General features: G+C 59.5%; 9 protein-coding genes and 3 pseudogenes. 3 read left to right on the top strand and 9 right to left on the bottom strand.

Annotation, left to right across the window (positions count from 1 at the left end; all coding sequences use genetic code 11):
- Positions 1-11 precede the first annotated feature (11 nt).
- Positions 12-1,013 carry an ABC transporter substrate-binding protein gene (locus QO002_RS28400; RefSeq protein WP_307236324.1) on the bottom strand — a complete coding sequence of 334 codons (1,002 nt, stop codon included), beginning with the start codon at positions 1,011-1,013 and terminating at the stop codon, positions 12-14.
- 11 nt (positions 1,014-1,024) lie between these two features.
- Complete coding sequence (locus QO002_RS28395; RefSeq protein WP_307236643.1) at positions 1,025-3,616, bottom strand: MFS transporter; 2,592 nt, start codon at positions 3,614-3,616, stop codon at positions 1,025-1,027.
- A gap of 406 nt (positions 3,617-4,022) precedes the next feature.
- Here QO002_RS28395 and QO002_RS28390 point away from each other — a divergent pair.
- Both QO002_RS28390 and QO002_RS28385 read left to right on the top strand, forming a co-directional pair.
- A pseudogene (locus QO002_RS28390) lies at positions 4,023-4,344 on the top strand (tyrosine-type recombinase/integrase); the annotation flags it as partial.
- Between the two features lie 236 nt (positions 4,345-4,580).
- On the top strand, positions 4,581-4,904 hold the full coding sequence (locus QO002_RS28385) for a DUF1294 domain-containing protein (RefSeq protein ID WP_307236322.1): 324 nt from the start codon (positions 4,581-4,583) through the stop codon (positions 4,902-4,904).
- A 268-nt stretch (positions 4,905-5,172) separates the two neighbouring features.
- Here the strand turns inward: QO002_RS28385 and QO002_RS28380 are convergent, their stop codons facing one another.
- From QO002_RS28380 to QO002_RS28350, 7 genes and pseudogenes are all read right to left on the bottom strand, one after another.
- Entirely contained in the window at positions 5,173-6,225 is a 1,053-nt protein-coding gene (locus QO002_RS28380) for a DUF2332 domain-containing protein (protein WP_307236320.1), read from the bottom strand.
- A 214-nt stretch (positions 6,226-6,439) separates the two neighbouring features.
- Positions 6,440-6,655, bottom strand: a pseudogene (locus QO002_RS28375) (transporter); the annotation flags it as partial.
- Positions 6,656-6,684: 29 nt separating this feature from the next.
- Positions 6,685-7,431 (bottom strand): hypothetical protein, encoded by a 747-nt coding sequence (locus QO002_RS28370; RefSeq protein WP_307236640.1) that lies wholly within the window; start codon positions 7,429-7,431, stop codon positions 6,685-6,687.
- A 194-nt stretch (positions 7,432-7,625) separates the two neighbouring features.
- Positions 7,626-8,189: pseudogene (locus tag QO002_RS28365) on the bottom strand (hypothetical protein); the annotation flags it as partial.
- 19 nt (positions 8,190-8,208) lie between these two features.
- Positions 8,209-8,544 carry a hypothetical protein gene (locus QO002_RS28360; RefSeq protein WP_307236318.1) on the bottom strand — a complete coding sequence of 112 codons (336 nt, stop codon included), beginning with the start codon at positions 8,542-8,544 and terminating at the stop codon, positions 8,209-8,211.
- A 16-nt stretch (positions 8,545-8,560) separates the two neighbouring features.
- On the bottom strand, positions 8,561-9,979 hold the full coding sequence (locus QO002_RS28355) for a terminase large subunit domain-containing protein (RefSeq protein ID WP_307236316.1): 1,419 nt from the start codon (positions 9,977-9,979) through the stop codon (positions 8,561-8,563).
- Positions 9,976-10,518, bottom strand: coding sequence for a terminase small subunit (locus tag QO002_RS28350; protein WP_307236314.1), 543 nt, complete (start codon positions 10,516-10,518; stop codon positions 9,976-9,978). The genes QO002_RS28355 and QO002_RS28350 overlap by 4 nt, the downstream gene beginning before the upstream one ends.
- Positions 10,519-11,269: 751 nt before the next feature.
- Here QO002_RS28350 and QO002_RS28345 point away from each other — a divergent pair.
- Positions 11,270-12,618: calcium-binding protein (locus QO002_RS28345; RefSeq protein ID WP_307236312.1), on the top strand; the 1,349-nt coding region annotated here is incomplete at its 3' end.

Below are 12,618 nucleotides of genomic sequence, written 5' to 3'. Positions count from 1 at the left end.
AAACACGCAGCCTATTCAACCTTCTCGACGAATTGTAGAAACTCGACGGGCGGAAACAGGTTGAGTTGCTTGGCAACTCGCATGTTCACCAGATAGGCGAACTCTTCCATAGCGAGCACCGGGAGGTCGCCTGGCTGGGCGCCGTCGACGAGGATCTTACTTGCCTGCCGGGCTGCAAGCCTTCCGACATCGTAGTCGCGCGCCGCCACGGACATCAGCGCGTTGGATTCGGTGACCAGATGTTCATAGGGCGACAGCACAGGCAGACCCGCTTCCAGCGCAGTCCCCGTGAACAGGTCCTGCTGCTTCTCCAGGAACGTGCTCGATCCCAGATATACGAACTGCACGCCAGCCTGCTTCAGTTCCTGCATCTTCGATGCGACCGACGCCGGGTCCGGCGTGCCATCGGCCTTCGCGGTGAGCGGAAGCGCCGTCAACGAGAAGTTCAGCTTCCCCGTCAGTTCCTTGATCTCGTCCACCTTTGCGACGGAGTTCGCTTCGCTGGTGTCGTAGAGGATTCCGAGGTGTGCGAAGTCCTTCATGTAGCGGCGGATGCTCTTGATGTTTACGCTTTCGGGCACCCGGTTGCGCGTGCCGGTTACGTTCGGCCTGCCAGTCTGCTGCAAACTTTCAATAATCTTGGTGCCGACCGGATTAGAAACCACCGTGAACACCACCGGGATATCGCCGAGGAAGCGCGGATCGTTCCGCTCGTCAAGCGAGCCGACGACGCCCAGCGTCACCTTGGTTCCCCAGGTAATCACCAGGTCGGGGCGCATCTTGCGCAGTTTCTCGACGATGCCCGGTAGCTTCGACGGATCCTCGGCTGCATCGAATACGGTTACATCGGCATCCATCCCGCTGTCGGCCACAAAATCCTTCACCCCCCGACAGACATCCTCGCAGCCTATCCAGACAACCATGGCGATGGTCTTTCTTGCTGCCGCGGCAGGACTGGCAAACCAGCCGACGACAAGCCCCAAGGCAAGCATAGCTCCAATTATGCGTCTCATGACGGTCCTCCTCAACGATTTTTTCCGACGGTTTGAAGCAAGGCAAAGGCAACGGCCCCGAACAGGACAAGGCACCCGATCATTCCGACGGCGCCGGAATATCCGATGTAGCCGGTGAGCAGGCCTGTCAGCACCAGGCCGGCGACGGCGCCGCCTCGCTCCAGCAGGCGCGTCGTTCCCAGTACGACGCTCGATCCGAGATGTGACAGCCGGCCTTCGGCAAGGTCCATGACCAGCACCGCCTGTGGTCCGCCGGACAGCCCCAATCCGAGCCCGGTTCCCGCAGCGGCGAGAAACATGCTTGCGCTCGACGGGAAGGCGGCGGCAACGAGCAGCACTGCGCCCGAGACAACCGACGATGCGAAGGCGACCAGCGTCGGATTCGAATATCGTTGCGGCACCTTATCTTGGGCGGCCCCGCCGATAATCAGCATCAGGAAAAAGCACATCATGGCGCGGCCGATCCCAGCGGCCGACGACCCCAGTGCATCCATCTGCAGCGATAGCAGGTAGGAGACGAAGACATGATCTACGATCTCCAGCGGAACGATAATGCCGAAGGCGACGGCGACAAAACGCGCGCTGCGCATTGGCGCTAGAAGGTTGAACGAGAGCCGGGTGTCCTCCTGCTCACCGGTCTGACCGATGCCGGCGCGGAACTGTGGCACGTAGTGCCAGATCAAGGCGGACGACACAGCCGTCACCGCCGCGCAGACGATGAACACTGCCCGCTGGCCCATCCGGTCGGCGATGATGCCGCCGAGCGCTGTGCCCGCGAAGACCCCGCTGAACATTGCGGTTCTGATGAGGCCGATCGAGCGCGACCGCACGGTCGGCGGAAGCATGTCCAGAACGTAGTCCTGGCAGGAAAGCGAGGCGAGGACGAAGCCGAGGCCGTTGAGTGCGAGGCAGGCGATCAGGTGGACGATGTTGCCGGCAGCAAAAAGGCCAACATTGGCGAACATGCACATGCCGGCACCCGCGAGGAACAGGTTCCTGTAGCCGAAGCGGCGTTCGAGCGGCCGCACCAGCGGCGCCCCGAACAGGGTCGCCAGCAAATAGGCGGCCAGTGGCAGGCCGATCACTATGCCGGGGCTTATCCAAGTGATCGGGTTGTCGGCGTCCCTCGCGTAAAGAGAGAAGAACGACAGCGGCAGTTCGTCAGCCATCGCGAAGAGGAAGAGCGGGAGGCGGACGTCGGACAAGCTGCAGAAACGTAGGACCTCGGCGCCCGACGTGCGAAGCCCGAATCTCTGTCCTAGAGACTCGAGGAGTCTCGTCCTTTCCTCCGGATTCTGTCCGGCCATCGCCGATCGCCAGGCCTCGGCAAACATGCCATCTAAGCGAACGGCTCTTTCGGAGATCCTATTAGCCAGCCTGCCGATAACGTTCATGCCGGAGGTGGCCAAGCGCTTGGAGAAGTCGCTCGCGGCCTGCAGCCCCGCGACATGCTGGAGCCCGTCGATCGGTAGCGTCACCGACGAAGCCATCATCACGACCACCAGTTCGTACGCAAAGAGGACGATCACGAGAAGCACGACGCTAAGGTCGAGCAGTATGTCGCGGAACTGCGCAGCGAAATAGAGCGGATCGGTTTCGGTGACAATCGTTCCGATCGTCTCCCCGTCAAGCAACAGCGGAAATTCTGAGACGCCGTCCGCGGCTGAGCGTTTCCTGCCGATCTCGAGGATTGGCTTCCCCGGCAGGATCCCCAGATAGGATATCTCCGGAAGGTTCTGCGTCAGATCCTGAAAATAGTCCTGACCGCCAACCAACTGTTCAAGCGGCACGCCGGCCTCGAGGGCACGCTGTATGTTGGCGTTAGCAACAGTACCAATGAGCTCGGTGCGTTTCGCAATCTCGGGCGAGAAGGATTCGTCGATGCCGAGATAGGCCACATAGGCGAGCGCCAGCGCCGAACCGAACACCATGGCCGCGACCAGCGGCATCAGGCGCCTGGCGATGTTCCTGGCGAGGTCTGTCTCATCGATGCCGACGAATCTGACTGAGGCGGTGGCATCGTTGCCAGGCAATGCGTCCGGCGCCGCTGAAGCGAATTTTGCGAGTTCCGACACCGCGGATCGGTAGGCGAATGAAGCCCGGTCCAGCATCTCTGAAAATACCGGGAAGGAAACCGTCGCTGCGGAAGCCTCCGCCGGAACCTGTTCGTCAGAACTGTCCAGTTGCTTCTCGATCCGCCTGAGCTCGCTGATCGGGCCGCGCATTCTGACCCCGAGTGCGAGGTAAGACACCACAGAAAAAAGCACGAGCAAGATGACCGAAACCAGCAGCATGCGCTGCCTGATCGCCCAACTGCGCGCCTCCAACTCGTTCCTCGGGTATGAGGCGACAACGCCACCTACCGGACTCCCTCCTTCGTCGAGTATCGAGTAGCCGCTGATCAGGTCGGTATCGGTTTCGGCGGTCCACCTGCCGTCCACACTGTCAACCAGAGCACGGACGATCTCGCGCGGCATCGGTTTGACGTCGCCGGGGAGCGTCGAATCGACGACTATCCCAGAGGGGTTGATCAGGTGGACGGCCTTGATCAGGGGGTCGGTTTTCTGGGCGCGCAGGAGCAGTTCGGTGGCATTGCGCATCATCGACACCGGAAGCCCCAGCTCGACGACGGAACGGAAGGGCGCGGCAGTCGACCCGACAACGACAGAAAGCCTCTGTCTGATTAGATTCGACAATATGGCGTCATGCTGGAGAACGGCCAGGATGGACAGGGTCGCGAGAACGATCGCCATGACTGCCGTAAGGGCAAGCCAGATACGCCTAAGCAGCAGCCCCACATCCGTTCCCCCCTGGTAGCGGCTCATAGTATCGTCGGCCGCTAGAAATTCGCAACAACAAGGTGGAACCCAGACAAACTTCGAGCTTCTCGGCGTCTTTATTTGGACGATCTCGTCGGGGTGACACTGTTGGCCCCTGGCGGGCGTGGTTCGGGGCGCTGCCTATGTCGTACGTCCGAAAGCTGGCTGACAGTTTACGGCTCCGTTCCCCGAGGTGAGGGTAAGTTTGCTCGCATGGCTGGGAAGGCGAGGTGAACAATCGACGATTACGCTTTTCCAAGTCGATTCGACCGCACGGTGTACCCGCCAGTATGCCCGATTGGTCGAGGAATGGGTGACCAGTTGGGCTACGAAGTGAAGACTATGGCACGCACTCGCGTCGGCGTACGAAGGCGGCAATGATGTACAAAGCGACTGGCAATCTTCGCGCTATCCAAATCCTGTTGGGGCACACCAGGATCGAAAGTACCGTTGAGTTCCTTGGCGTGGACATTGAAGATGCGCTGGAACTAGCTGATCATACAGAAATTTGAAAGAGGGCGGCCCTGCACCAAGCGAGGCCGTGCCATCTGGAAACGGTGTTCCGGTGTAGTCGTTTATTTTACGGCTATGCGCCTGCGTTCCAGACGTTAAGTGGATAGGGTACCAAAATCCATAAGCCGCCGTTCGTTTAAGGTCGCAGCACGCTGCGTCGCATAGATCAACGCGACGATCATCGAACTGTAGGTTAACCGGAGATTAACGCCTGCGTGCGTGCAAAAATCCGACCATGCACCTTTCGACACCGTTCACACTCCTTCTAATTTACCTCCTCGTCAACGTCGTGGTCTACTGCGTCTATTGGTGGGACAAGCAAGCCGCGATAGAGGGTGCTTGGCGCGTTAGGGAGAGCACGCTGCTCTGGCTGGCTATTGCCGGTGGAAGCCTCGGAGCGCTTACCGCACAGCAAGTACTTCGTCACAAAACGCGCAAGGAGCCGTTCCGCAGCATCCTGATGACAATCGGAGTGCTGCATGTGGGTCTCGGCATCGTATGGATTACTGCACCAAATTTTGTTGTCGAGGCGTTATCGCGAATGAAGGCTTCCATTTGAGTTAGAGATCCGGCCTGTGTAGATTTCCAACGCAGCGACGGCCAGTTGCTTGCGACTTTGGCTAGAGATGGTTTCCGGTCAGGAAGGCGCCGCCACAAATGCGGTGACCGCGGCTGCTTTGCGCTAACACCGCAGTGCGAGAATGGTGCGAGGTCGTATCTTCGCAGCCCCGCCTGTGAGGCGCGGAACATCGCCGAAGGGCTTTGGCATCGGCGGGCGGTGCGGGCGACCCATTAGCGGAGCCGCCGCGGGTCGCTGGGCTCTGTTCCTATAGCCACTTGATCCAGCGACCATGGTGATCGCAGGCGGCGAGTTGCCTGGTTTCGCCGCCTGGCCAAATTGTTAGCCGCAGCACCGCATGTGGCGCCCCCGCGGCGAGCGGTTCTACGGAAAGCCAGGCGAGCGGAGATCGTGCCGTGGCGACAGTGCCGGCTTGGCGTACGGCCGCCTCGATTGCATCCCGCGTTGGGTGGGGCATGTAGTCCCACACAGCCGAATGAAACATCACGAAAACCGACCCTTCTAATCGCGCGGCCAGTTTTTGCAGCACGAAATCGGCCGCGTCGGCTTGAACCAGCATGACAGGCGCTGCCACCGCCAGCCCAGTCGCCGCGTCCAGTCGCTGAAGTCGAGAGGCCTGGTCGGCCCAGATAAAAGATCTGAGGCGAAGCCGCGCAGCCTCGTTCGAGAGATCGACCGGCGCGATGTCACAACCAGAGCGCGCCGAAACCGTTAGCGCTCCATCGAGCGGCGGGACATTGCCGCGGAGGTTCGGTGCGAGGTGAACCGGCGAAGCGGAGTTGCCCCATTGGGCAGTTCCATAACGATAGTGTAAACGGTCGAAGTTGAGGTTAAGTCCGGCGCTCGCGCCGATTTCAGCAATTTCCAGCGGCAAACCGGTCTCTCGCGCTATCGAGAGGAAGCCCGGCAACAGCATTGCCGACCGAGCGACCTCGTTGGTCTGCGGCACGCTGTCAAGCGCCTGACACAATCCCTCGTCGTGCTGTCGTATCGCAGCAGTGATCGCGTCGCGAAGCCTGGAATCGCCAACCTCTCGCGGCGGATACACTGCAACGAGTCCTTCGTCAGCGCCGCGCAACACGAGCCCATGCAAGGCACCCAGCAGCCTGAGCGCCAGTGCGTCGGCCGTCGCGTTGCCAGGCCAGCGGAGCGCGCGTCGGCCGGTCGCGCTCGAGTGATCCAATCCCTCGGCAAGCGCTCGGCAGACCTTGGCAGAGAAGGGCGAACCGAGCGCATCGCATATGGCGGCTTGGGCTTCGAGGGTTCGCAGGACTGCGGCGGAAGGGTCAGTCTGGTCCATCGAGCAACCTACTTTCCATTGATATAAGGTGGTCACGGCCGTGTAGGATCAGGTTCAACTTTCTCATCATATTTCAACCTACATCGGCCTTCGCGGCCGCGCTGCAAATCCTACAGAGGCGTGCCGAATAGTCCCGTATGGTCATCGGCCCGGAACCAGCGCAAAGTTTCGGGCGGATGCGCCTAACCGGCTCAGTTCTGCGTGAAAACTAACACGGGATGACGGGCTGGATGTTGAGAGTCGATTTGTCGCCCTCCAGCGGACCATAGCCGTGGTCGTAGTTGTACTGAAACGGAACGCTTATCAGCGAAGCGATCGGGTTCGACAACTTCTTTGCCAGGTCTGAGCTGGACTCTTGAGCTTGGAGCAAGGTCGTCCAAGCGAACAGCACCAACAGACTGATGAAGTTCCTCAAAGCCGAGAATGTCATTGTCGGTCTCCATAAGTTGTTGGTAGGCGCTAGAATTTTATCGAAACGCCGAGAATCGGACCCTGCTGCACGGCATTGAAGACGAAGCCGTCGTGGCTGTAGTCGACCCCGAGTGCACGATACCCCGCTATCGCCGAAATCCGTTCGTTGAAATCGTAGCCCAATCCAAGCGCGACATCCCAATCAATGTCCGCTCCGCCCGCGCCTAACAGCCCCCAACCGGTCAGATAGATTTCCGGTGTAAGCGAATATTTCCCCTTTAATCCGAACATGCCATCAACCCAGGTCGCACCGTCGCTTCTCTCAATGCCGCCAAGAAGTCCACCGTCGAACGAGAGCGTCGTATCGACCGACCAGACCTTGACACCTCCGACGATGTCAAGGTGACCCTCGGGTCCGTCCAGAACCGCGTAGCTAATGCCAAGCAGGCCGGAGAACGTGCTCGTCGCCACATCCACATTATCGGCAAGGATTCCACGTGGTGTCTCTGCGTCGGCGGACAACTTCGTGTAGACGACGTCGCCTATCACGCTGAAGCGGCCGTTCCGTGCCTCCCCGGCTGCCATGAACGCAAAGTCAAGATTGTTCCAGACGTCGCTGAAGTCGGAGTCCATATGGACGACAGGCAGACCAAACTGCGATGTGTCACCAGAAATTCCGGCCATCCAGAAATAGGGCGCGACTGCGAAGGTCCAGCCGGATTCCGACTCGATCACTTGAGGTTTCTCGGTCATCAGCGGCGGAAGATCTGCCGCGTGGACGTCGCCGCAGACCATCGCGGCGAAAGCAACAGAAAGAGTGAGCTTGATGTAGTTCGTCATTGCGTGCTCCGCTTCTGGTCGGTGAGTTGCCAAATGCACATCATTTCCGCGAGATCGTACCTGGGTAGCAAACGCGACGAGCCAACGTCTTGTCCGCAATCGAATATGGACTATCGGCGACGTTGACTGCCCCACTGTGTATTCGCTCATCATTTGTTGTCCTCGCCAACAGCCAGCAGTTGTCTCACGAGGTCTGCAACGTTTTGATCCTCCGGCTGCAAACGTGACAGCGCCATCGCAAAACTAAGTGTCTCCGCATAGCGGCGGAGTTTGAGCCCTATCTGAATGGCCGTGTTTAACAGGTTGGCATCCGCACCAGTCGCCTGAGCCGGATCAAACAGCTCAAACGCCTCTTCCGTCCGTCCAACCGAATCGAGTGCGACGGCGGCGGTCATCCTGTAGCGCGCGTTGGCTGGGTCCAACTGGACGGCCATCTCCAGTTCTCCTATCGCCTGTGCCGTCGCCTTCTGGCGTACGAGGGACAGGCCATGGCCGAAACGAAGGTCAGCCCGGTCAGGATTTCCCGCGACCGCTTCGGCATAGGTCTGTTCGGATTTCAGTCCGTCCCCTGTGGCGCGGTAAAGTTCGGCCAGATTGATGCGTGCGCCCGGAAGGCCTGGATCGAGATCAATTGCCTTACGGAGGCAATTTGATGGCAATGATTTCAATGTTTTGCGGCGGCAGCCCCAATATAAGACCCAATATGTCGCCTGCAGAGAAGGTTCGACGGTGTCAGTGCAGCAAAGCTGCCAGCCTGCGCCTGAGAGCCTCCAAGGCGTCATCGGCACGCTCGGCGGCGAGGTGATCGCCTCGTGCGATGGCGTCGAGACGATGCTCCGCCATCAGGTCGAATGTGGCACGTAGGCGATCACAGATTTCGTCAGGATCAACGGCACCCTCTAGCACTTCATCGACCCAACGCCCGGCGAGGTGAGGACAGAACTCGATGTGGTCATCGAGCGTTGCAAGTCGCTTGAAATAGTCGAGGAACGCTTCCTGGTCACCGGCATTCCGCGCGGCGTCCAGGTCCTGCTGTGCCTGCTGCCTGCGGCGGAGAAGTTCAGCCATCGATGCCCTCATTGCTTCAATCCCGCAACTCCGAAAACCTGAATGCGTTCGCGACAAGGTATGGCGAGCGGGAGGTTTCGTCTTCGAAGGGTTCGTGTGCACGGTAGGGGCGTGAAAGACAGGCATAGCGAACGCTATCCCCGCAATGGTCGTCACCGCCCGTGTCAACGTCTTCATTGTTGTGCTGGTCATGCTGGAGAAGTGGCAAGGTTCGGACGATGTCGCGGCATGTCGAGAAGAAGTAGATGAGGGGTCGGCCATTGCCATCGCCCTTGAGGCGGGCGCGTAACTGATCCCAACCGCCCTTGCGGCGGTCATGCGAAATGGCGGATGTTCTTGTGTTGTCGGCCCGTCGGAACACCGCCCCATGCCGCATGAGGGTTTCGGCAATGCTGGGTCCGCTCTGGACGGCAAAGGCGCTTGGGTCGAGCACACCATAGGAAACGTGCTCCCGCCTACCGTCCCGATCCGTCTCGCGGGCGACGATCCCAGCGGCGACCTCCTCGGCGGTGAGCTTAAGTCCGATATTCGGGGCAGATGCTCCGTACCATTCCCTGTAAACCACGAGAGCCCCGCGCGGGATGGTGCGGCCATCATGTTCGAAGTCGTCCTGAACGACCGTCAGCCAATGCACGGCGAAGGGCGATGCAGAACCCCAGTCCATCGAACGGAATCTCGTCCAGTGCTGAGGCACCGCAAACGGCGGGATGCTGTGTCGCGCCGTCGAGAACTCGCTGAAGAAGGCACCTTCAGTTACGTTCCAGTCACCTTCGAGCCATGCGCGAACCCGCTGCGGGCTTCCGGTGGACTTCAGGCGGTCGATATAGCGCGGGTCGGCCTGAAGCAGGGCCGGGTTGTCCTGAACGCGGGCTGGGATGAATACCCAACTCAAACCCTCCTTCCAGGTGACGTTGTAGGCACCGAGATCAACAAACTTAGACTTCACCTCGTGGTGCGACGGCCCACCTGGATTGCAAGAAAATTTCGCTTGCGACCTGATGCCCTTCGCCGACCTCAGGGTTGCCAGGAGCCGCAGAACCGGATCGAGCGTGGTCAACTGGGTCAGCTCGTCAAAATAAAGCCGTGTAAGGCTCCAGCCCTGATAGTTGGCCGCATCGGCTTCGCGTTCGAGATAGCCGCAGTAAAGCTTCGCCCCGGTGGTGAATTTGAAGAAGTTCCCCTTTTCCGAATATCGCGCGCTCCCGGCAAACATGTGACCGGCGGTGTCGATGAAGTCTTTCAGGTCTTCACGGGTCTTGCGCAGGATGAGACCCCGGGCATCCTCGCCATACCGTTCCGCATGCAGCCAGAAGTCAAGCGCAATGGCCCATGACTTTCCGCCGCCGCGAGCGCCGCCATAGCAGACGACATCGGCGATGCACTGGATGAAGGCTGCCTGCGGTCCCGGTTGCGGTTTGACGATCTGGATGTTCATCCCCGGTCATACTCCTTCGGAGGCGTTCCGGGCTTGTGCTCGATCAGTTTGCCGCTGCCGATGCCGTTCATGACGGGACCGCCGCCGCCATACTTCGCCTGCCAATCCTGAAGGCTCATCTCTGTTGGGGCGTTCTCATCGGCGGATGGTTTTCGCAAAGTATGCTCGACCTGCACCTGCTGACGGTCAACCATGAACCCGAAGAGTTTTGCCTTCATCGCCGTGGCCTGAACCGCCGCGCCCACCTGATCGACGCGCAGCGCGTGCGCCCTGCTCTCATCGAATTCCCGGGCAAGGCTGTCGAGGGTCACCATGGCCTTCACGGCGGCTTGCGCCTGCAAAGCCTTCACCATGGCCGAAACCCTATCATTCCCTAGCAGCCTCGCGGCGTTGGCATCCGCCGCCTCTGGCGTGGTCTTATACCCGGCCTGAAGGTAGGCATCGCGGTTGGATCGCCCCTCAGCCAAGAGACGGCAAAACGCAGCCTGCCGCGCAGTGAGAGGGGTCTTTTCATTAGATTTCGGGTCGGCTTTCGGCATGTGAGTCACTCTACTGCAATTCCTCTGCCCAGTGCATCTGCTGCATCGGCACGGGCCTGGCGCTACCTGTGCCAATCAACAAATCCTCAGAAACCCTCAGATGTGCTCATCTCGACTTCGACACAATTCAGGATGTTCATACTGACAAGCAGGACGAGGGCATCGAGCGTCTTGGAGTGAGCATATGACGGTACGCATGAGATTGACCGGATCGTGGCCACATTTTCAGGATATCTCGCGTGCTTCCCGCCGGGTGCCTCAGCCGAAGGTCCGCCAGACTATCGGCGTCCGAGACACTTGGGGCTCGCGGTGCGGGGCATGCCAATACCCGTCCCTGGCGTCAATCTTGCCCCGAAGAGCCGCCCATCCGGCAGGTATCGACTCAGACCGTGGCTAGTGCGGCGCGGGCCACTCGCATCATCTGAGGTCTGGGGCCCGCCAAACTCCACCTCCGCTTTACAATGATTAACACTCGGCAGAGACTGGCTCCTGTTTAGCTCAGGGGGATGTAAAACATGTTTTATATGTGCTTAGGGCATTGGCCATTGTTACACCGGGACCGTCCCGGCGTCGGCTGCGACGTTTACATCGACAGGCACCGTGCACGATCAACACTTTTCCCTGATTTATCAAATCCAATTGCTTCTGCAGAGCAGACCGGTCTTGGCACGTTTTCGACCCTTACTTTAGGTGCTGCGAGCTTGACTGTGAGCCCAGACAATTTTCCATTGCGGCGCTTAAGAAAGTAGCAATGCTGTTGGTGATGTCGGAATACTGTGGTCCGTTGAACGACAGTGACTATCAACGCATCCGTTCTAATGGGGCAGCGGCTATTGCCGGCGAACAAGGGGGACAATCCGTCATGGCGCTCAATTCACCGCATCAGCCGTTGAACATGTATGAGATGGGTTTCAGGCAATATGACGCCGGGAGCGTGCCGGTCCTCGAATTCGGCGAAATCATGATCGATCATCTGCCTGTGCAAACGGCGACCCTCAGGTGGAGTGCGACGGAATACGTTCGGTTTGAGGCGTCCACAGTCCATCCTGAAATTGGACCGATCTATGAATATGCCTATGGTTTCGCGGATGGAATTCAGGTCTACACGTTCCTTGGTCAGCTTTCCGACATCGCCACGGCCGCCGACGGGCATATTTTTCTTGAAGGAGAGCCTATTTTGGTTGAGGGAAATGCCGCGTTGGAGGCTGTTGCACTGAGCGGCGACGGGTTCGCTCTGTTCGAACTTTTGTTCAATGGATACCCTGACCAGGTGCAAGTGCCTGGGCAGTCGAGAACGTTAGTTTCTGGTTCAACCGGGAACGACTTGTTGTTCGGGCTAGAATACTCGGACACGCTCCGTGGGTCTGGCGGCAACGATGAGCTGATCGGAAACGAAGGCAACGATTTCCTCTATGGTGACGGCGTTGGCATCTTGGTCGAACCGGGGGACGACGCGCTCGATGGCGGTCCAGGCGCTGACCGCATGGAGGGCGGGCTTGGTGCCGACACCTACTACATCGACAATAGCGGCGACGAGATCGTCGAAGAGGACGGGGGAACCGAGGACTGGGGAAACCAAGCCTTCACCAGTGTCAGCTACACGCTCGCCGCGGGGGTAATGGTGCAGACGCTCTCGACCACAGACCAGTCCGGCACGGACGCCATCGATCTAACCGGCAATGAGCGTGACAACTGGCTTGTCGGCAATGCGGGGAACAACAACCTTTCTGGCGGCGAAGACGACGACGTGCTGCAAGGATTGGGCGGTAGTGACATTCTCACGGGCGGACCCGGTAACGATATCTTCTGCTTCAGCGCCCTGCTCTACCCGCCGACGCCGGTAGCAGTCGTCACCGATTTCACGACCGCGGAGTTGGATACTGTTGCATTGGACGGCACCGTGTTCGCCGGGTTGACGACCGGCGTGCTGGCCAGCGCGGCATTCCGTATTGGCACCTCTGCGGAGGATGCCGACGACCGGATAGTCTACAACGCTGCGACCGGCGCTCTTACCTACGATAGCAACGGAGGGACCGGCGGGGGAGACACCATATTCGCGATGCTGCCGGTGGGTCTGGCCCTGAACAATACGGACTTTTT

The sequence above is a fragment of the Pararhizobium capsulatum DSM 1112 genome (genome assembly GCF_030814475.1).
Taxonomy (GTDB): Bacteria; Pseudomonadota; Alphaproteobacteria; order Rhizobiales; family Rhizobiaceae; genus Pararhizobium; species Pararhizobium capsulatum.
The sequence above is the reverse complement of the archived record's forward strand: the minus strand, read 5'-3'. Positions and strand labels throughout refer to the sequence as shown.

Coding starts and splice junctions, on each gene's coding strand:
- QO002_RS28400 (WP_307236324.1), bottom strand. CDS start 1,013: ATGAGACGCATAATTGGAGCTATGCTTGCCTTGGGGCTTGTCGTCGGC.
- QO002_RS28395 (WP_307236643.1), bottom strand. CDS start 3,616: ATGATGCGCAATGCCACCGAACTGCTCCTGCGCGCCCAGAAAACCGAC.
- QO002_RS28385 (WP_307236322.1), top strand. CDS start 4,581: ATGCACCTTTCGACACCGTTCACACTCCTTCTAATTTACCTCCTCGTC.
- QO002_RS28370 (WP_307236640.1), bottom strand. CDS start 7,431: ATGGTCTGCGGCGACGTCCACGCGGCAGATCTTCCGCCGCTGATGACC.
- QO002_RS28355 (WP_307236316.1), bottom strand. CDS start 9,979: ATGAACATCCAGATCGTCAAACCGCAACCGGGACCGCAGGCAGCCTTC.
- QO002_RS28350 (WP_307236314.1), bottom strand. CDS start 10,518: ATGCCGAAAGCCGACCCGAAATCTAATGAAAAGACCCCTCTCACTGCG.
- QO002_RS28360 (WP_307236318.1), bottom strand. CDS start 8,544: ATGGCTGAACTTCTCCGCCGCAGGCAGCAGGCACAGCAGGACCTGGAC.
- QO002_RS28380 (WP_307236320.1), bottom strand. CDS start 6,225: ATGGACCAGACTGACCCTTCCGCCGCAGTCCTGCGAACCCTCGAAGCC.